Origin of the sequence: Acetobacter senegalensis, assembly GCF_001580995.1 — a bacterium.
GTDB lineage: Bacteria > Pseudomonadota > Alphaproteobacteria > Acetobacterales > Acetobacteraceae > Acetobacter > Acetobacter senegalensis.
In genome coordinates, this window is record NZ_LHZU01000135.1 from 13,583 (window position 1) to 32,267 (window position 18,685).

Consider the following 18,685-nt stretch of genomic DNA (forward strand, 5'->3'; position numbering starts at 1 on the left):
GCTCCACACCGTACATTGGCAACCCGGTTCAGCAGAGCACGACCCCATTGCCCGGAGTTTTTTTCAAACCGTTGGCCCGCTCTGCACGGAGCAAATGCAAGCCAAAACAGCCCGGCTTTTCAAGCTACCGCGTGCCACCCACCCGTCTATCGTGCGGGTTATGGAAGCGGCCCTTACCAGCCCCAGGCAGACAAATCTAAATTTGATGTTGCGTCATGCCGGAATGTCGGAACGTAGTTTCCGTCGCCATTTTCATGGAGAAACCGGAATGACATGGCAAAATTGGATCGCACAGGCCCGTCTCTTCCACGCAGCAAACCTGCTTGCCGAGGGTCAACGGGTAACGGATGTAGCGGCTGGTGTCGGTTACGCGTCGCTTAGCGCATTCGCAAAAGCTTTTACGAACCTGATGGGTATGTCGCCGGTCCACTTTCGAAACTTACAAACGTAAGGCTGAGACGAGGGCGACTGCAGTCTGTCCGCTATGTTTCCATTAAGACGACAGGTAGTTGTGGGGCTGAATGGAACGTCGTCTGTAAGGTGAAATACTGACTCAGTCGACATTCATGTGCGCGTTTTTCACCATCATTCCCGTCTTGCTAACGGGCTTTTTGCGCGCCATATTCCTTGCATCGTCCGACACTGCTTATCAGATACGGAGGATTCCAAAATGCATTTTTCGCGGATGATTCATGCTGGCGCTGTTGTCGCCACATTGGCTTTCGGGGTGGCTGCCATGCCAGCGCAAGCACAGGGTAATTTGCACGTCATTGATGCGCAGGGGCATCAGGTTGGCATTCTGGTGCCAGTCCAGAATATTCCCGCCACCCCCTCGATATCCGATATCGCGATGTTTGACGCCCTTGATCGCATGATGACACGCGATATCGCTGTCATGGAGGCTGCCGACCGGGAACTGACAGCACGACTGGTCAGCACGTTACGCGCCGTTCCGGCTATTGAGCACGGGCTGCCGAAGCAGGTCATGTCCGAGCAGCGTGTCGAAGCTGTCAGTATCGGTGAGCCCAGCGCATCCTGTACGCAGACAATTATGATGACCTCGAACGGTCAGTCGGCGCCGATCGTTCATGTGTCGAGCACCGGAGGCAAGGCCTGCTCGACGCTTGTATCATCACTGACCGTTGGAAAGCCCGAGAGTCAAAAGCCTGAGGCCACGACCTTGACCCCCGCCGTGGATACGCGGACGGCAGGTTCCGTGAACGAGCATGCCGGGAGTGTCCTGTAAAAGCAGTCCCTTCCCGCAGGAACGAAGCGATGCGGTTCAAACGGACGGTGAACGCTTTTGATCTGTGTCGTGTCCTGCATGGCGATACGCTCCGTTGTGGGAAAGCCCAACAGAAGACGTGAAACAGTATAATTCAGTTATTGGATGGGAAAACGGTTATGGATGATATTTCCATGAAACGTTCCTGGCACAGCAGGGACTGGTCCCGCCTCATCAGACTGTTCAGCGGCCTGACATTCTACGAGCGCTTTGAACAGGCGATCATCTTGACCCTGATCGCGCTCATTATGCTGGTCAGCGCCGTTGCGACGATGCATCTGATCGGGGCGGTCTGGCATCTGGTTGTCGACGTCGGGGTCGATCCTATCAACCAGACAGTTTTTCAGACGATTTTCGGTGCGATCTTTACTGTCATCATCGCCCTTGAATTCAAGCATTCCTTGTTGGTCGTTCTTGCCCAACATGAGAACGTCATCCGGGTGCGGACCATAGTTCTGATCGCCCTGTTAGCGATTGCCCGCAAATTCATCCTGCTGGATCTGCATGAGGTAACCGCCGCAGAATTGTTCGCTCTTTCAGCCGCTGTTCTGGCTCTGGGTATCGTCTACTGGTTGGTTCGCGAACAGGATGCACGCGTCGCGCGAGATGCCCGGGAACAGGCACGTCTCGAAGACACTGCCCCGTCCTGCCGCAAGGCTAGATATCCCTTGGCCTGAACTGTCAAGGAGAAGGCGGCACGAGAAAGTGCCACCTTCTCCTAAGGTTCATATTACATGACGTGCGACGAAGGCGTATTCTTTGTTGTCTCCTGGCCTGATCGGCTCAGATGATCTGTGTCGATCGCCCGGAAGGGCGGGATGGGCTGTCCGGGATAATAAACCGGCCCATTATAGTTCTGATCCAACTGGCTTTCATTCAGCCGGTCAATCAGCATATCGCCTGTGCCGTCCACATAACGAGTGCGCGGCTCGCTTTTTTGCGTTGCAGAAGTCGACGGTGCCGGTCTTGCATCGAATGATGTCTGGGTCTTCCGGGTAACACCATCAGCATATGCACCCGATTGGCACAGCAGAGGCGCAATCAGGGCCAGGCACGACAAAACCCCTCTCATTCTTTTCATGCTCATGATCTTTCGAGACTTCCCCTGGTCGTTCAGCCGACCGGGGAAGAGTTTTTGTCACGCCATCAGGCAGCCTCTTTCTGCGCCTCAATCTGAGGCACAACTTGCCCTGCAGGCGTCGTGGACGACGTGATTGCGATACGGCGCGGTTTCAGCGCTTCCGGTATCTCACGCCTCAGGGTGATGGACAGGAGCCCGTTCTCGAAGCGGGCGTCGGTGACTTTCATATGCTCGGCCAGAGCGAAGCGACATTCGAACTCTCTGCCTGCAATGCCGCGATGGAGATACTCGATCGCGTCTTGCGGCTCGGGCGCCTTTCGCCCTGTCACGACCAGAGTATTACGCTCCTGCGTGATCGTAAGGTCATTCTCGGCAAGACCGGCAACCGCCATGTCGATCCGGTAATCATCCTCACAGGTCTTAAGGATGTCGTAAGGCGGCCAATTATCGACCGTCGGAATCCGGTTGGCGAGATCAAGAGCGTTCAGCATTCTGTCAAAGCCGATGCTTGAACGGAACAGGGGTGCAAAGTCAACAGTGGCTCTCATAGCCATATTCTCCTTTGAGCAACATGGACACAAGATTGATGCAGCTTCTGACTGCACGCCGCCCCCTTTCGGCAGCCAGCAATCTGTATCTGGATTGCCCTTCAGAGTCTTCAAGAGGCGAAAATGAAAATAACACTGTACCCCCGACTCTCCCTATATCGTGGAGCTGAAATACTGGAGCTTAGAGAAGAATCGTTGGGAAAACGACGTCTGTTCTCCGAAAACTGATGCAGACCTTAAAATGTCGATAAAGTAGGCGAAATCCGACATTAGTGCTGGCTGACATCGACCCATTCTGCGCCAACAAGTTCCACCAGTTGCTCCGGCGTCAGACATACGGAACTGTTCCGATCACCTGCTGCGGGCCAGACTTCGTCAAACGCACGCAAGGAGATGTCGCAGAACACTCTGATCGGCTGCGGCAGCCCAAAGGGGCACACGCCACCAACGGGATGGCTTGTCAGTTCCAGTACCTCGTCCGCAGGCAGCATGCGAGGCCGGTTGCCGAACGTATCCTTCGTCTTGCGGTTATCCAGCCGTCCCGTCCCGGCATGACAACCAGGATCCGCTCATCCCCGACTTTCAGTGCGAGCGTCTTGGCAATCTGCCCTTCCTCCACACCCAGCGCCTGAGCGGCTTCCGCCACTGTCACCGTACTGTCTGTCAGCACCACCGGTTCGATATCGGGTGCATTTACCTCGAAAAATGCCTGCACGGACTCCCGGCTCATCTCTTCCCCTCCACAATGCTGGAAAACTGTTGGTCGTCCGGATGGTTACACATCCTGCATTTCTCGGACACAATCACAGATCAGTTCAGAACGGCGCCACCCGAAAACTGCCAACATCAATCATGAAACTTCCGTCTGCCTCAATCCCGAAATAGCGCTTCACCGCTTCCGGTGCGGCCTGCTGCAGAGAACGGATGGCCACAACCCGCTCACTCGGGGTTTTCGTGCGTGCCACCCAGCTTGTGAAATCCATACGCAGGCGATGGGTCTGAAAGGCCTCCAGAGCAAACCCCGCCTGTCCTAGAAAAGCCGTCCATTCGGCAGATGAATAATCCCGCACATGCGAGACATCACGCAGCAGTTCCATCGACTGCAGCCAGCTATCCAGCAGGGCAGAAGATGGAGCCGTCACATCAATGAACAGAACCATGCCTGCAGAAGTCAGGACACGTCGAGCCTCCCGCAGACCTGCCAGAGCATCCGACCAGTGGTGGGTGGTAAAGCGACAGAACACGGCGTCAAAAGTTCCAGCGTCAAATGGCAGTTCTTCTGCAGGGGCCTGTATCGTCGTAACATTGTTCAAATTCCGCCGGGCAGCCTCGTGCGCCACGACCTGCAGCATCGAAGCGGTGATATCGCAGGCAACCACCTCTTCGACATGGGGCGCCAGACGGTAGGTCACGTGCCCTCCTCCACAGCCCAGGTCCAGAACGCGCCGCAGCCCTTCGCCCGCGACAAGACGTTCGATCCTGTCCAGATCGCTGCCCTGACTGTGCACTGCGCTGGCAACATAGTCCTGTGCCCGGTCGCCATAATGCCTTGCTGTGTATGAATCCGTCATCTTTTCTCACCTGCCTCTTATGTAATCTGCGACGCCAGATTGCCGGATACAAAAAGAAGGAATAAGGTCTCATTTTATACTGGTATAAAAACCACCATCATGAACCTTCCTTCTGAACAGCACCGCTCCCTTGGAGCCTTTCTGCGTGCGCGGCGTGACGCCCTGTCTCCCCAGGACGTTGGATTGCATGTCCTGCCCGGACGGCGTCGGGCTCGGGGGTTGCGGCGGGAAGAAGCCGCCCAACTCTGTGGTATCAGCACGACGTGGTATACATGGCTGGAACAGGGGCGGAATGTCTCCTGCTCGGCGACAACACTGGCGCGTATTGCCACGGCTCTGCATCTATCCCCTGCCGAAAGGCTCTATCTGTTTGAACTGGCACAGTTGAAGGATCCCGATGCCTCACGGCCAGTCACCGCATCCAGTCTTCCGGAACCCGTCCGGACTTTCCCGGAGCAGGTAACCATGCCTTGTTATGTGCTGGATCCCCTGTGGAATGCCTGCGTCGCCAACAAAGCGGGCCGGCGTCTCTTTGTTGGATGGCTGGACAGTAATGAGCGCAACCTGCTGCGCTATGTCTTTTTCGACCTCCAAGCCCGAACCTTTCTGGATGACTGGGAAGGCAGTGCCCGACGGGTTCTTGCCGAATTCCGGGCTGCCAGCATCCATGGCGACACGCATCTGGCGGAAACACTCGTGCAGGAGCTTCGATCCCGAAGTCCGGATTTTGAACGGCTGTGGCACAATCAAAGTGTATTACTACGAGAAGGCGGCCCTCGTCGGTTTCAACATCCGACTGATGGTCCATTGGACTTTGACCAGACTACTCTCACCTTCACGACATGGCCGCACTACCAGCTGGTAACACTGAAACCAAGATGAACACTTTCGAAATCCTGCTCCCACATTATGATTTTTCTGAACGTCACGCGATTATCATTCGAGGTCAGGCATCTGATATTCTCGATGCTGTTGCGGCTTTCCGCGTACAGAATGATCCCCTTGCGCGCCAGATTATCCGTCTGCGTGAACTTCCTGGCCGACTGATGAAGCGCCTGTCTGCCCCGCCACTGGATCTTGAAGATTTTACGCTTCTGGCGCGTACCGAACACGCACTTGCCTATGGTCTGGTTGGAGCGTTCTGGCATCCCGATTATGGACTGCGCTCCATTCCTTCTCCTAACGCTTTCATGGCTGGACAGCAGGGAGATCTCTGTAAACTGGTTCTTGGTTTTACTGTCGTTCCCATCAGCAAGAGCAGGTGTCGCCTCATAACCGAAACACGTGTTCTCTGCCTCAGTGACAAGGCCCGACAACGCTTTACGCCGTACTGGTTTCTGATCCGCCCCATCAGCGGGTTACTACGCCGCCGCATGCTCTGGAATATTCGCAGGATTGTTGAGCTGCAGTTATGAAGTCATATCCGGACTTTCAGCGCCACATTTCGCAATCCCCAGAAAGGCCGCTATGGTTCCGGCTAGTCTCAGCATTTCCAGAGCAGTTTTATGATACCTGCCGGAAGTCTCTGTCCTTACTAATGTGAAAATAACAGCGTAATAAGGCGGTTCGGGCATTTCAACGATACTCATGAAAAGCCAGCCTTTTGCGGTACAAGTAGAGAGAAACTCTCCAGAAACACTTTGATCCTGTCACGATTTTGAGGCTCAGACAGCACTTCGGATATTTGGTTGGACGTCAAGTTCATGAGACTGAACCGAAGAAAAAGATCACAGGAGAATTTACTGCTGACCGTGCCGAATACAGTGCGCAGATCGGCAAGCATATCGTCTCCCCGATGCGAAGCATGCATCAGGGCAATCGGCTTTTCAGTAAGAAGATGACCGGAGACAAGCCAGTCAATGGCATTTTTCAGTCCTCCGGGAATGCTGCGCACATATTCCGGGCTGGATACGATCAGACCGTCACTCGCAGCGACCTGATCCATGAAGGTACACACTTGTGGCGGAAGTTCACCCGTTTCCAGGTCTGGCGAGAACACCAGAAGCGCACTCACCTGATCAAATACTGAGATAGAAAATGTCGCTGGCGCCATGAACGACAGAGCGCGCAGCATCGCAGTATTTGTCGAGTTGTGTCGTGCGCTTCCTGAAATAGCCAATATTTTCACGATAATGCTTTAATTATCATATTCATATAAAACCCTGGAGCTATGGCTGTCGATAACACCTCGTTCCGAGGTATGGAGTATCTTACCTGTCGGCATGACTTTTGCATAGGCGAATGCCAATGCCGCCATATATACAGAATGGACCTGATTTGCCGGAACTTCTGTCCGGTTGAACTCTAGATCACGCGTGGCGATCGCGTCATGCACCCCGGTCACGTCGCATCCGAAGTCAACCGCAGCACGGACGGTCGCGTCGATGCAGACATGGCTCATTGCGCCTAGAATGGTCAGTTTCCGAATTTCCCGCTCATCAAGAAGTGTTTTAAGGTTCGCATCCCGGAATGCGTTCGGATGGTGCTTGAGAACTACCGGCTCCCCTTCCTTCAGCAGGACAAGCTCGTTGATCTGTGCGCCATATTGCCCAGTGAAAAGAACAGAGTGCCCGCCAATGCCAGCCCGACCCCGGTAAGACTTCCTGGCTGCTGCCCTCCCCCATGATCTCCGCCGGCTCTGTTGCACAAATCAGCGATATGAGCGGGAATAGGTCTTTTATGACCCTCTTTTACTGGACGGCGTGTGTGAGAGGGATTCCGAGTGCTGTAATTTGGTTGAGTATGGCGACGCGGACGTGAACCTCCGTGACCTGACGGTCGAAATCCTAGGCCGTCAGACGCTGCCCCAGCAGTTTGATGCAGTGCATTTTCGTCTCGATACGGCTTCTTCTATGATAACCGCTCCATCTGGAGGGTTCTAAAAACCCCATGGTTTATGTGCATGTCTATGATTCCATGCCTCCTATGGTGATTGGGTGGGTGACTAGCAGTCAGGTTATGAGACGTCATTGGGATGATGTAGCGTGGGAAATACCGTGTTACGCTCTATGGTTTTCTTCCGTCTGCAGAGAGAACGAATGATGCTTCAGATCCATCTACAGGCACGCACGACACCAGCCGTCCGGGCTGACATAGCGCGTTCATCAGAACCGGCATCCGTGCTCGCCAGACGCTACGGGATCAGCGATGAAACTGTCCGCAAGTGGCGCAGGCGTGGTTCAGACGCCTGCCAGAACCACAGCAGTCGTCCCTGGAAACTGACCTGGAAAGCCTCGGAGGAAGAGTGCGGCATTTCCTGCCTTATATATCGGGACAGCATCTGGCGTATTCTGAAAGATGCTGGATTGAACGGGCTGCCTTCTGCCCCAAAGACCGCACCAGTTCGGGAACATTCCGGGATTACGATCCCGGTTATGTCCATATCGATGTGAAACATCTTCCTAAATTGCAGACGGCAGATGGAGAACGATAGATGCTCCCGCTCGGTCCATCTTTGTCGAGACGGCGGTTCCGTCGATGAAGACCAGCCTGGCCGGATTGAGATCAGGCTGACTGTCGAACCAGACTGGCAAACGTAAGCCCGCCCAATACGCCTTGCGCTATGTAAACACCCCAAATGGAGGGAATAACCCCGATGTAGAACAAAGGGGCTGAACCATTTTTGGTAGCGGCGGCTCTCATTATTTGGAGTTATCTCCGATGGCAACCTTAAGGTTGAAGCCGACAGTTCTGCCAAAACTGATCTGCGCCACATTTCCCGCAGGCCCTGTAAAGGCATAGGTACGGTATAGTTTGTCGGTTACGTTGTTCGCATAAACCATTACCTCGTAACGGCTCCCGAAAGACCAAGTTGTTCTTAGGTCTAGCTGTGTGTACGTAGGCTGTTTTAGCAGGTTGGCAATATCAAAATACTGCGGGCCAGTTACACGCAAATCCAATCCGGGTTCAATACGCCCAAAACCCGTTTGAAACCGCGTTGAAAGATGCCCCGCAGCCATAAACTCAGGAACGTAAGGCATACGCAGGCCAGCATAGTTATTGCCTGCGCCATCATTAAAGCTATCGAACTTCGAGATTGTTCTATTGCCATCTGCCCCAATAATCCAACCGGGTCTGAACTCCCACTGAATCTCCCCTTCCACACCACTGGCATGTGCACGTGCGGCACTGGCAATTGTCTGGTAGCCTGCCGGACCAACATAGACTTGCTCGTTCTGTAAGTGATTATAAAAATACCCTGCCCTTACAAAGAATTTCTTATGTCGGTACACCGTCCCTATCTCGTAACTCAGCTCCCGTTCCGGGTTGTAGGATGTTGCATCTGCAATGCTTGTTGGGGCGTAGTTAAACCCGGCAGGCTTGTAGCCCTGACTGACCCGGCCATGAAGATGCCAGCCCGGCAAAGCTTCATAATCGAGAGAAACGTTACCGAGGCTCATGTTCTGATTGCGGCTCTTATTGCCCGCATAAAGCGTTTGCCCGCCATAGGTCGAATTGAACGCTATGCTGGACATATCACGCGAGAGACGACCACCTAGCCCCAGATCCAGATTTTTCAAAATATGCCAATAAACATTGCCATAAAGGGCCACTGTTTCCGCACGGTTATGCGATGCGGTCAGTGGGTAGGGAATGTAACTTGGAACATAAGCGGCCGTCTGGCTTGTACGATCCTGATATGTTGTCTGATGATAAAACCCCGTTACAACGTCAAAAAAACGATGTTTGCCTTCTGTACCAAAGCGCAGTTCCTGCGTATTAGCGCTCCACTGCTCCGGTTGGGTAGAAACATACGAATAGTAAGGGAACGAACGCGAAATATCGCTGTCTTGCCATGAGGCTATGACACTGAGTTTCCACCCATCAAAATGATAGGCGCCGTGTAGAGATTCGTCATGCCCACACCGGCTCAGACGCGGGTCGGGAGTGCCCGGCACAACACTTGCAATTTTACGATCGCGCAAATTGTTGAAGCCCACATAAACATCCTGGCTCCCGTAACTGCAGGAACCATCAACAGCAAAGGCCAACTCCCAGGGCTGGTCGGTTGGCGCAAGTCGCAACGTGGCGCGCCCTCCACGGCTTTCAAAACCACCAAGACGTCTGGAACCCGTGGACGGATTGCTCACATTGCCCTGCTGCTCCTGAGAAGTCAGGGCAATGGAGCCATAAAGCCAGTCTTTTATCAGACTGCCGTCTGCCGTGCCGGTTACATGGTAACCATAACGGCTTTCCGCCCCGGCCTCGAACGAGGCATGGGCACGCGGACCGGGCTGGCGCGTTGCAATATCAATCACGCCGCCTTCAGCACTCTGGCCATACAGGGCCGCCTGTGGTCCGCGCAGCAGTTGCACGCTCTCAATACCAATAAGAGACTGCATAGCGTTAATGGGAAGCACGGGAACATCATCTACATAAAATGTTGTAGCTGGATGATAGAGGTCCTGCGCCGAGGTAATACCGCGCACTGTAATGGCGGGGAAAAGAAAGCTCCCCGAGTTTTGAATCTGCACACCCGGTAACACGCGCGCCAGATCATTTGTCTCCCACACCTGTTTCTGGCGGAGTTGTGTGCCCGTTACAAACTGCCCGCTTGTGCCCGTCTGGTCCAGCCGCCGAGGCTGACGGACACCAACGACCTCCAGATGTTCCTTTGCGGCTTTTGGCGCACTTGTGTTGTTTTTGGCCGCTATTGTTTCTGCCTGCGCAGAACAGGATACAAGAACCCCGCCAGCCATAAGGCCTTTATAAAGTTTCTGATGCCACCGTGCTGATGTGTGAGTGTTAAAGTAAGACATATCTTGTTTTCCAAAGAGAGTAAGGGTCAGTTCAGTGGGGCATTGGGGGCAACCCATGACCGGGGGCGCTGTTGTGCGTGCCAGAGCCGAGCATAGGTGCTGTTGAAAGACATGAGGGCTTTGTGCGTGCCACGCTCCACGATGTGACCGTTCTCCATCACCCAGATTTCGTCGGCGTCCTGTGCAATCCACAGGCGGTGAGCAATTGTGATTACTGTGCGATCCCCCCCAATGTGCTGTAGGGTGCTGCGAATGGCAGCTTCGCTCATCGTATCAAGCTGCGAGGTTGCTTCGTCCATCACCAGTAAAGGTGCGTTCATAAGCAGTGCACGCGCTATGGCGAGGCGCTGCTTCTCTCCGCCGGAAAGCGCAGTTGCGGCAGCCCTGATTTCTGTGTTGAGGCCATGAGGCAGCTGCTGAATAAACTCATGAGCATGGGCTTGTTTGATGGCATCATGCACTGCCGCCTCAGAGGCCGTAGGGCAACCAAGGCGGATATTGTCGGATATTGTTCCTTCAAAAAAGTGCACGTCCTGCGGCACCAGAGTAATGCTCTGGCCAAGCATACTGCGGTCCATGCCCCGCAGGTCCACCCCACCTATTGTAATAGCTCCTGCACCAACGTCCTGCAGGCGAAGAGCCAAATGTGCGAGTGTGGTTTTGCCAGAACCTGAAATGCCAACAAGTGCAATTTTTGTACCTCGGCGGATTGTTCCTTCAATCGGGGCAAGGCCACCAGCAGAGGGATTATCTGCATCAAAAAGAACCGAGGCATTTGAAAAATGCAGGCAGTACCCCTCCGGCTCCGCAACTTTTTCAGCCTGGGTCATGTTGGGTCGCACCATAATCTGGCTCATACGGTGGAGTGTATTCCTCGCAAAACGTAGCCCAGCAACCTGGCCTGCCAATTCAACAACACAGCGGGTAAAGCGGTAGGTCAGTATAATGGCTGCAAAAACAGCACCAGCGGAGAGACCTTTTTGCTGAAAACTCATGACCAGCACGCCAATGGCAAGAGCCATTCCGGTCTGGGCGGCAAGGGCATACCCCATAATGGCAGGTGCAGGAGCCACCTCAAGCGCCATCTGGGCTGTTTTCAGGCTGTCCGTTGCCGCCTCTGCACGAGAGGAAATCTGCCCTTGTGTGTCAAAAAAACGGATCTCACCGGCACCTTCCAAAAGCGTCAGTGTAGCCTGCGCATAAGCTTCCTGTGCAGAGGCAAGACCGGCATCGGCCTTATCCAGCAGGCGGAATGCCAGCAGCATCATGCCAATAACAGCCGGTAAACTGAGCGCCAGAACAGCGGCAGCAGAAACTGAAAGGAACCCAATCAGGACAAGAAGCAGAGCGGGTAAAGCCATACCGGGAATGACAATGCCCCACAGATGGGTGAAAATATCTTGCACAGCAGCAAAACGGCTTGTCATGAGGTCCAGCAGCCTGGCGCTTTCGTCTGGCAACTGCCGCTGGGCCGGGAGCGCCATCAGATGATCAAGCAGGCGCAGCCTGATCTGTGACATGGCACGATACGTGCCGGTAAAATCTTGCACCAACCCCTGGGCGCGAAACAGCGCTTGTAGGCCAAAAGCTACGGCCAGACCTAACAGGATCATCAGTGCGCATGTGATACTGCTACGCCCCTCGGCCATCCATTGCACGCTGAGCAGTAACAGGACGTAGCCTGCCGCTTCAGCCACAGAGGATGCCAAGCCATACACAAACCCAGCGCGCAACGCGGGGTCTGCAATAAGGGTGCGCAGCAGAACCTTGTAGTATCCCTTCATGGCATGGCTCCATCGCCAAACTGGTGACGGGCATAGGTTCCATAAAGTGCTGATTTTTCCATGAGGTCTTCATGGCGCCCCAGAGCAGTCAGGTGCCCATGCTCCATAACTGCGATCTGCGCGGCCTCACGCACAGTGGCAAGCCGATGCGCGACAATAAGGATCGTACGCCCCTCAAGCGCACGCGCAAGAGCTTTCTGAATATGGAACTCACGTTCCGGGTCAACAAAAGCTGTTGGTTCATCAAGAAGAATAACGGGAGCCCGACTGACCAGAACCCGTGCAATGGCCAACCTTTGACGCTCCCCCCCAGAAAGACGGGCTCCGTTCCGCCCGATCGGTCCGTGCAACCCAAAGCGTTTGACACACCCAGAAAGATCACATTCGGCCAGAACATCAGTAATGTCACTTTCAGCAAGGTCCGGGCGATACAGAAGAAGATTATCCGCAAGGGAGTGCCCAAGAAGCACAGGATTCTGGAATACCGGGCAAATCAGCTGCCCAATAGCTTGCGGCACAAGTGTTTCAAGATCATGGCCGCCAATCAAAACACGGCCGGATGTTGGTTTGAGATTACCTGAAGCAAGCTGCAAAAGCGTACTTTTTCCCGCCCCACTGGCCCCAACAATGCCCGTTACCTGCCCCGCAGGACATGTTAGCGAGAAAGACGTCAGCACATTTTCATTTTCAAAGCGTTCAAGGCTGATATTTTCAAACACAACATCGTAGTATCTGTCGGCCTGAACCGTCACTGACGGATGCAGTGCTGCGGGTTGCGCGGTGCTTTCTGCACGCAGTGCGTTAAGGCGCTCCAATGTTGCGCGCAGGCGTGGAAGCGTGCCTGAAACAAACATAAGACGCTGAAGTGGCGTCATCAGCCCAATGCCAAGCAAAATGGAAAACAGGCAATCAGGCAGGCCAAGACCATGCGTCATGTGCAGGATGATTGCGCATGGCAGCACCAGAAGCAGGTTTGTGCCAACGCACATAAACACCATGACATAGCTCCATCTGGAGCGGCGCGTCATATCGCACGCCAGATGCGCCACATCTTGCAATGCTTCTGTCAGTGGAGGCAGGGAACTCGGGGATCTGTTAAAAACCTTGAGGGTCATCAGCCCTTCCAGACAGGCCATGATGTTCTGGTTGATTCTGACATCAGCAAGATGCCATGCCCGACCATTGCCAGAGGCAACACGCCCGATCTGCCGCCAGGCCCATGCGGCTACTGGCAATAGTCCGACGCTGGCCAAAGCCATGACTGGGGAAATAACCACCAGAAAAAGCAGGCTGACCACAACTGTCACAAGGCTGATAATTGTATCGGGGAAAGTATGCGCAATGGCCGTCTCAAATTCGGCACTGTCATCAAGCGCCAGTTTTTTTAACATTGCTCTGTGACTGGCCGTATAATCAGCCGGAAGTCTTTGTGTGAGATTTAAAATAGCCCTGCGTAAATCCCTGACCACATCAAATGCCAACCTGTGGCAGAGCACAGATGTTGCCCCCTGACACAGAAACGGCAGAAAAACGGCAGGGAGCAAAAACAGCGCAATCCGCGTAGCCGACTGGGCAGGAAGAGAACGAAAAAGCTGGCTTAGAACAACAAGTGGGATAAGCGCGCTCAGGGCTGTCAGAACAGAAAAAACACTGACTACATAAAACCGTGGTTTATACCGGTTTATATAATCCGAAATACTCAAGCAGTCAGATGAACAACAGGACATGTGCAGGGCTTTGGTCTGTTCCGGCAGGTGGAAAGGCACCTCCCGTCATGATCGGAGTTGACGCTTCTCGCTACCGCGATCGAACCAAACCATTGCGATCCGGTCCTGTAATTGATAATCATTCTTATTATTTTTAATCCTGAGGCCATAGCGCTCATGTCCGTAGAGATTTTATCGCGTGTTTCACGCACGCAAATGAAGCAGGCTCATGCGTTTTCTCCGTCCTATTACAAGGACGTGGACAAACTCGGCCGGGAAGCGGCCTTACAAGGCCGGATGCGCACCTTCACTCTTAGGGAGGGGCTGGAGCTAGGTGTGTTCGACCTCTATGCGCGCAGAGATTTCATGGGCACTTTTTCCGCCTCCCCTCAGCTTGTTATCGTCCTTATTACTGAAGGCCTCGCCTACGGCACTTTCCGGCATCGCAGCGATCACGCACCGTCCCCGCGTTTGAACTACCAGACGGGAGACGTAATTGTTGCCTGTAATCTGGCAGCCGGGGAAACAACTTTTGGGTTAACAGCAGGCCAGAAATTCAGCGGGCTGGAACTTAGGGTGAGCTTTGATCTACTAGAACAGCTCATGCCCGGTTTTCTTGCCAAGGCGACATCCCACGACAGACCTGTCCAAGTTATAGGAAAAGCCGCGTGTTGGATGGCGCGCCTCTCGCGCACATTCACGCTAGGTGCTACAGCACGGACACTTCGGTCGGCAGCAGTAGATGGCAGACGCTCTCTTATGCTGGAAGGTTTTTCACTGTGCCTGCTGGATGAAGTGCTGGAAGCTTTCGACAGCGACAAGAAAGCAGCACTATGGCGCCAGGCGGGTCGCTACGAAGCATGTATCCGTGAAGCCGCCGCGTTACTGACCACGCACCTCGCCGAGCCATGGACAATCAAAATGCTCGCAGAACGGGTCGGTCTCTCCGAAAAGCGTTTAAAAGACGGATTTCAAAAATACTATCAGAACGGTCCCTATGGGTTTTTACAAAAAATTCGCATGGATAGGGCTAAATCTTTACTTATGCGCCAAACCACAAGCGTAACAGACGTCGCTTTACAGGTTGGATATTCAAACAGCTCGCACTTTGCAAAACTCTTCAAAAGAGAGTTTGGTATCAGCCCATCCAAGGTGCCCATGTCGGGTTTACCATAGTTATATGTTCCGTCACATCAAAGACCAAAAGGATGCGAGACCATCTTCAGCGACGGCACTTTTGGCGCAGCATGCACTGGCAAGCTCGGCCTTCCTTTGAGATTTTGCATGGTTTCCTCCCATTCGCCCTCCTGCATTGCCTGCCAGTCTACCGTGGTCGATCAGAGTGTGAGACAAACCGTCCCGAAGCAAGCAACCATCTTCTGACTGCCAAAGTGATGTGGTTCAGCCGCAGAACAGTCATGTCTGACCTCATTAAATTCTTGCAGGAAAATATGCTTCGTTTTCGAGGCAACGACAATCCGCCATGGAATGGATGCGAGGGTACTCCATGATCTCCCGCACCTTGCTCGGCTGCTCGACGGCAAGCAACGAGGGCACCTGCGACAACCGGACGAATATGCGGCGCGAAGAGCTGGAACTACAGATCAATGTGCGTGGCGATCTCGTCGGCATCATGACGGTTGCGTCGGGCAGCGAACAAACGAAAACCCCGCCCGTTTCCGGACTGGTGTTCATGATGCGTTCGCATCGCAAATTCAGATGGTGCGGGGACAGGATTGGTTCTCAGCTTGCGGCAACCGCAAGTTGAGAGCAAAGCAAGATTAATAGGCTGTTTTAATGAACTTTTTTCGGCACACGCATGACCTCCTACTGAAATAAAGGCCCCTACCCTCATAAAGCATAAAGTTCATGCATCCAGAGCTATGTCAGCTTCCGCCGACATTCTGGGCATAAAATCGCTGGATGCCGTTTCTGCATAGCGGACACAGCTAGCGTGATTTCCCGCGACCAAGTTTAGGTAGGAAGCAGCCTTCCCGCTTTCGAAGCAGGAGTGGCATAATCACTTCCTGACCGGCACAAAACCGTTACAAACCCATTCTTTTTCCTCTCGTGTCAGAACCTGAATTCATAGACTGCTTTTCACAATCGAGAACTGGAAACAGGTTGTTTCTGTTGACAAGAACCCGCTGTTTCCTGTCTAGAGACAACCAGCCATGGTTCTTTCCGTGTGTTTCCCACATGGAAGGCTAAGAGGGAAACCGGTGCAATACCGGTGCTGCCCCCGCAACTGTATGCTGTGAGGCTGTCGGAACAAACGCCACTGTTATCTTCGATTGATGACGGGAAGGCTCCGACCTGCCGATGACCAGCAAGCCAGGAGACCTGCCATAGCGTGAAAGTCACGGACGGAGCTGCCGAACGGGGTGTGTCGGGGGCGAAACGATGCTCGGTCGTTTCCACCGCGGTGACGCCCTGTCGGAGCAATTGTCGTGCGTGCCGTACCCCGCGTCTTTGGCCTATTAGTTATCAGTGTTGGCTGTGTTTCGTCTGTTTGTGCCGCAACAGTCCAAACCAAGAAGGCAAAAGCACAGCCCTTTAAGAAACCGTCCACTCTCTGGAATGGCGCGCCCGAAGAGATAACGTCTTATGGCAAGACCCCGACGCTCAAGACAGCTCCGGCCATCGCTGGCAAGCTGGGTCTGTCCATTCAGCATTCTCCCGCCACCATCAATGTCGTTTCACATGACCTGATGATGCAGCGTGGCTATGCCCAGGCCGAGGACGCTGCAGACAGCGCGCCCGGCGTGACATCTGGCGGTTCGCCCGGAAGCCCTGCGCAGCTCCTGATGCGAGGCTTCAGCGGCAATCAGATCCTCGTGCTGCGGGACGGGATCTATTTCGGTCCCACCACAATGGTGAACCGCCCTCAGAACAGCTTCAATCTGGAAAGCGTGCAGATCCTGAAGGGGCCATCCTCCGTTCTTTATGGGCAGGGTGCGGTTGGCGGTACGGAAGATGTGCGAACCCGTGACCCCGCCTTCGATGCACCGCATGCAAATGCCCTGCTGTCCTACGGCAGCTTTAATACATGGAATGCCGGGATCGGTGGTTCAGTGCCAATCACTAAAACACTGGCTCTGCGCACGGATTTCAGTCGTACATCTTCAGATGGCTATGTGAAAGGGGCTGACCCTCACTCGAACGATTTCACGACAACCCTTCTGTGGAAGCCGACGGACAAATTCACTGCTCGGCTGAGCATGGATTATCTGACCGATCGCCTCTCCACCTATTACGGCACACCGCTGGTCAATCTGTCGCAGACAGGGGGACGTGTGGGCGGTCTGCTCAGTTCCTCACAAGGGCTTGGCATTACCAAAGCCTCGATGTGGCGTTATTATAATGTGCGTAATGCACAGGCGAGTTCGGTGAACGCCACGCCAACGCTTCATCTGGAATGGCAAGCCACACCAAACATCCTGATCCATAACAGCAGCTACTTCATCTATTCGAAACGTCTGTGGAACAACGCCGAAAGCCTCAGTTATATCGGTTCTGCCGGCAGCACGGACGCAAGTGGAAACACGATTGCACCGGGCCGCATCGGACGCGACAGATTCTACGTTTTCCAGAATCAGCATCAGGTCGGCGACAGTCTCTACGCCCGGTTCGATTCCACAATTTTTGGCATGAAGAACCGCTTCATTCTCGGCGGCGATGCCTACTATCTTCGCTTCATCCGCAACCGTGGTTTTCCCAACGCGGATTATGCCGACAGCGTTTCTCTCGCCAGTCCTGAACAGACAGGACTGGAAGACTTCGCCGGGGAATATCCCTACAAGAAATCCCCCACGACCATGGTGCAGGCCGGGCTGTTCATGGAAGACGTGCTGACCATTCGCGACGATCTGCGGCTTGTCGGGGGATTTCGGTACGACTGGCTTTCGCTGAACCGGCAGAATTACAATCAGGATGGCAGTTACAGCGCCGCCACCAGCTTCAAGGGACACTACAATCCCGACAATTTCCGTATCGGTCCCGTATTCGATATCACCAAAAATGTGAGCGTGTATGGGGTCTATACAACAGGAGAAGACCCGCCGGGCTCCAATCTGTTCCTCGCCAACCGTGGCCAGTTCACGCGTCTGAGCCATTCAAGGCAGGGTGAGATCGGCATCAAGGCGAATGCGTGGGATGGCCGCTTCACGACGACACTGGCATTCTACGATATCCGACGCACCCGCATGCTCGTCGCAACCGGCGTCGATACGGTGGCCACGGCCGGTGCGCAGAAATCGCGCGGACTGGAATGGCAGGGCGATCTGGTTCTCGATCGCCACTGGAGCCTCTCCGGCAATGTCGCCTATACCTATTCACGTTACGGCTCCTTCCATCCCAGCGCATCGGTCGATGCGTCAGGTAATCAGGTTCCGGACGTACCGGCCGTCACCGCCAATCTGTGGGCTATCTGGTCCCGTGTGCAGGGCCTGCCCCTCGATCTGGGCGCAGGCATGCGATACGTCTCTTCCCGCAAGGGTGATTACGCCAATACCCTGACCCTGAAGGATTATGCACTCGTGAATGTTTTCGCCGCATGGCATGCCTACAAGGGTGTGACCGTGTATGGCCGTATCGACAATATCGGCAACAAGCATTTCATCCAGTGGGCGGACACCAGCTATCCCGATCAGGTGCTTCTGGGCGCGCCCCGGTCTTTTTCTATCAGTGTTCAGGCGGGTTTCTGATAGCCTGCCAGCCATAAGGAGTAATCATCCATTACCACCCGCACTCTTCCTCCCGTTTCCGCAGCGGCGCCAATCCCTGTGAAGTCCCTGCTGCCTTGGGTTGTTTTCGGAACGCTCCTGTTCGCCCTGCAGCTTTATTTCGTTGGTGCGGAACAGGACGCGACGTCCCTCGTCTCCGGTCACATGGTGCATGAATTCGTCCATGATGGACGCCATCTCCTCGGTTTCCCGTGTCACTGACGGGG

General features: G+C 54.2%; 17 protein-coding genes, 3 pseudogenes and 1 riboswitch. Of the genes and pseudogenes, 10 read left to right on the top strand and 10 right to left on the bottom strand.

What is annotated here, in order from left to right:
- Positions 1-94 precede the first annotated feature (94 nt).
- From AD948_RS18725 to AD948_RS10505, 3 genes are all read left to right on the top strand, one after another.
- The gene (locus tag AD948_RS18725; RefSeq protein ID WP_248845995.1) at positions 95-451 is read left to right on the top strand and encodes a helix-turn-helix transcriptional regulator; all 357 of its coding nucleotides are present in this window, start codon (positions 95-97) and stop codon (positions 449-451) included.
- Positions 452-670: 219 nt separating this feature from the next.
- Positions 671-1,246: a hypothetical protein gene (locus AD948_RS10500; RefSeq protein ID WP_061471884.1), complete on the top strand. Its 576-nt coding sequence runs from the start codon at positions 671-673 to the stop codon at positions 1,244-1,246.
- Between the two features lie 158 nt (positions 1,247-1,404).
- Complete coding sequence (locus AD948_RS10505; RefSeq protein ID WP_061471886.1) at positions 1,405-1,962, top strand: phosphate-starvation-inducible PsiE family protein; 558 nt, start codon at positions 1,405-1,407, stop codon at positions 1,960-1,962.
- Positions 1,963-2,015: 53 nt separating this feature from the next.
- Here the strand turns inward: AD948_RS10505 and AD948_RS10510 are convergent, their stop codons facing one another.
- From AD948_RS10510 to AD948_RS10525, 4 genes and pseudogenes are all read right to left on the bottom strand, one after another.
- Positions 2,016-2,366, bottom strand: coding sequence for a hypothetical protein (locus AD948_RS10510; RefSeq protein ID WP_156479004.1), 351 nt, complete (start codon positions 2,364-2,366; stop codon positions 2,016-2,018).
- 65 nt (positions 2,367-2,431) lie between these two features.
- Positions 2,432-2,914 (bottom strand): Hsp20 family protein, encoded by a 483-nt coding sequence (locus tag AD948_RS10515; RefSeq protein WP_061471985.1) that lies wholly within the window; start codon positions 2,912-2,914, stop codon positions 2,432-2,434.
- A gap of 269 nt (positions 2,915-3,183) precedes the next feature.
- Positions 3,184-3,644: pseudogene (locus AD948_RS10520) on the bottom strand (YbaK/EbsC family protein).
- 85 nt (positions 3,645-3,729) lie between these two features.
- Positions 3,730-4,485: a class I SAM-dependent methyltransferase gene (locus AD948_RS10525; RefSeq protein WP_061471890.1), complete on the bottom strand. Its 756-nt coding sequence runs from the start codon at positions 4,483-4,485 to the stop codon at positions 3,730-3,732.
- Between the two features lie 99 nt (positions 4,486-4,584).
- Here AD948_RS10525 and AD948_RS10530 point away from each other — a divergent pair, with 99 nt between their 5' ends.
- Together AD948_RS10530 and AD948_RS10535 are read left to right on the top strand one after the other, a co-directional pair.
- Positions 4,585-5,367 (top strand): helix-turn-helix transcriptional regulator, encoded by a 783-nt coding sequence (locus AD948_RS10530; protein ID WP_061471891.1) that lies wholly within the window; start codon positions 4,585-4,587, stop codon positions 5,365-5,367.
- On the top strand, positions 5,364-5,900 hold the full coding sequence (locus AD948_RS10535; RefSeq protein WP_061471893.1) for a hypothetical protein: 537 nt from the start codon (positions 5,364-5,366) through the stop codon (positions 5,898-5,900). The genes AD948_RS10530 and AD948_RS10535 overlap by 4 nt, the downstream gene beginning before the upstream one ends.
- Positions 5,901-6,070: 170 nt before the next feature.
- On the opposite strand, the gene AD948_RS18730 is transcribed toward AD948_RS10535, so the two are convergent.
- The 3 genes and pseudogenes from AD948_RS18730 to AD948_RS17780 form a co-directional block, all read right to left on the bottom strand.
- Positions 6,071-6,613: an NADPH-dependent FMN reductase gene (locus AD948_RS18730; protein WP_061471897.1), complete on the bottom strand. Its 543-nt coding sequence runs from the start codon at positions 6,611-6,613 to the stop codon at positions 6,071-6,073.
- Between the two features lie 9 nt (positions 6,614-6,622).
- Positions 6,623-7,132 carry an isochorismatase family protein gene (locus AD948_RS10550; protein ID WP_061471903.1) on the bottom strand — a complete coding sequence of 170 codons (510 nt, stop codon included), beginning with the start codon at positions 7,130-7,132 and terminating at the stop codon, positions 6,623-6,625.
- A 43-nt stretch (positions 7,133-7,175) separates the two neighbouring features.
- Positions 7,176-7,355: pseudogene (locus AD948_RS17780) on the bottom strand (IS5/IS1182 family transposase); the annotation flags it as partial.
- 171 nt (positions 7,356-7,526) lie between these two features.
- Between AD948_RS17780 and AD948_RS18980 the strand changes: the two are divergent.
- Positions 7,527-7,912, top strand: a pseudogene (locus tag AD948_RS18980) (IS481 family transposase); the annotation flags it as partial.
- Positions 7,913-8,126: 214 nt separating this feature from the next.
- On the opposite strand, the gene AD948_RS10560 reads toward AD948_RS18980, so the two are convergent.
- Genes AD948_RS10560 through AD948_RS10570 form a run of 3 tightly spaced genes read right to left on the bottom strand, consistent with a single transcriptional unit; the run spans position 8,127 to position 13,755 of the window.
- The gene (locus tag AD948_RS10560) at positions 8,127-10,244 is read right to left on the bottom strand and encodes a TonB-dependent receptor (RefSeq protein WP_061471907.1); all 2,118 of its coding nucleotides are present in this window, start codon (positions 10,242-10,244) and stop codon (positions 8,127-8,129) included.
- Positions 10,245-10,270: 26 nt separating this feature from the next.
- Positions 10,271-12,028 (bottom strand): ABC transporter ATP-binding protein, encoded by a 1,758-nt coding sequence (locus AD948_RS10565; protein WP_058988574.1) that lies wholly within the window; start codon positions 12,026-12,028, stop codon positions 10,271-10,273.
- Positions 12,025-13,755 carry an ABC transporter ATP-binding protein gene (locus AD948_RS10570; protein WP_248846000.1) on the bottom strand — a complete coding sequence of 577 codons (1,731 nt, stop codon included), beginning with the start codon at positions 13,753-13,755 and terminating at the stop codon, positions 12,025-12,027. The genes AD948_RS10565 and AD948_RS10570 overlap by 4 nt, the downstream gene beginning before the upstream one ends.
- Before the next feature lie 156 nt (positions 13,756-13,911).
- On the opposite strand from AD948_RS10570, the gene AD948_RS10575 reads away from it, so the two are divergent.
- The 4 genes from AD948_RS10575 to AD948_RS17790 all read left to right on the top strand — a co-directional run bounded on the left by AD948_RS10575 (position 13,912) and on the right by AD948_RS17790 (position 18,680).
- On the top strand, positions 13,912-14,910 hold the full coding sequence (locus tag AD948_RS10575; protein ID WP_061471911.1) for a helix-turn-helix transcriptional regulator: 999 nt from the start codon (positions 13,912-13,914) through the stop codon (positions 14,908-14,910).
- Between the two features lie 331 nt (positions 14,911-15,241).
- The gene (locus AD948_RS10580; RefSeq protein ID WP_167385436.1) at positions 15,242-15,502 is read left to right on the top strand and encodes a hypothetical protein; all 261 of its coding nucleotides are present in this window, start codon (positions 15,242-15,244) and stop codon (positions 15,500-15,502) included.
- A gap of 390 nt (positions 15,503-15,892) precedes the next feature.
- Positions 15,893-16,099: riboswitch (cobalamin riboswitch) on the top strand.
- Between the two features lie 85 nt (positions 16,100-16,184).
- Positions 16,185-18,440 (top strand): TonB-dependent receptor, encoded by a 2,256-nt coding sequence (locus AD948_RS10585; RefSeq protein WP_082782399.1) that lies wholly within the window; start codon positions 16,185-16,187, stop codon positions 18,438-18,440.
- Between the two features lie 30 nt (positions 18,441-18,470).
- Complete coding sequence (locus AD948_RS17790; RefSeq protein ID WP_082782400.1) at positions 18,471-18,680, top strand: CbtB domain-containing protein; 210 nt, start codon at positions 18,471-18,473, stop codon at positions 18,678-18,680.
- Positions 18,681-18,685 lie beyond the last annotated feature (5 nt).

Bases quoted from the DNA above. Each gene is read 5' to 3' on its own strand.
- AD948_RS18725 (WP_248845995.1), top strand. From the start codon at position 95: ATGCAAGCCAAAACAGCCCGGCTTTTCAAGCTACCGCGTGCCACCCAC.
- AD948_RS10500 (WP_061471884.1), top strand. From the start codon at position 671: ATGCATTTTTCGCGGATGATTCATGCTGGCGCTGTTGTCGCCACATTG.
- AD948_RS10505 (WP_061471886.1), top strand. From the start codon at position 1,405: ATGGATGATATTTCCATGAAACGTTCCTGGCACAGCAGGGACTGGTCC.
- AD948_RS10510 (WP_156479004.1), bottom strand. From the start codon at position 2,366: ATGAAAAGAATGAGAGGGGTTTTGTCGTGCCTGGCCCTGATTGCGCCT.
- AD948_RS10515 (WP_061471985.1), bottom strand. From the start codon at position 2,914: ATGAGAGCCACTGTTGACTTTGCACCCCTGTTCCGTTCAAGCATCGGC.
- AD948_RS10525 (WP_061471890.1), bottom strand. From the start codon at position 4,485: ATGACGGATTCATACACAGCAAGGCATTATGGCGACCGGGCACAGGAC.
- AD948_RS10530 (WP_061471891.1), top strand. From the start codon at position 4,585: ATGAACCTTCCTTCTGAACAGCACCGCTCCCTTGGAGCCTTTCTGCGT.
- AD948_RS10535 (WP_061471893.1), top strand. From the start codon at position 5,364: ATGAACACTTTCGAAATCCTGCTCCCACATTATGATTTTTCTGAACGT.
- AD948_RS10560 (WP_061471907.1), bottom strand. From the start codon at position 10,244: ATGTCTTACTTTAACACTCACACATCAGCACGGTGGCATCAGAAACTT.
- AD948_RS10565 (WP_058988574.1), bottom strand. From the start codon at position 12,028: ATGAAGGGATACTACAAGGTTCTGCTGCGCACCCTTATTGCAGACCCC.
- AD948_RS10570 (WP_248846000.1), bottom strand. From the start codon at position 13,755: ATGTCCTGTTGTTCATCTGACTGCTTGAGTATTTCGGATTATATAAAC.
- AD948_RS10575 (WP_061471911.1), top strand. From the start codon at position 13,912: ATGTCCGTAGAGATTTTATCGCGTGTTTCACGCACGCAAATGAAGCAG.
- AD948_RS10580 (WP_167385436.1), top strand. From the start codon at position 15,242: ATGATCTCCCGCACCTTGCTCGGCTGCTCGACGGCAAGCAACGAGGGC.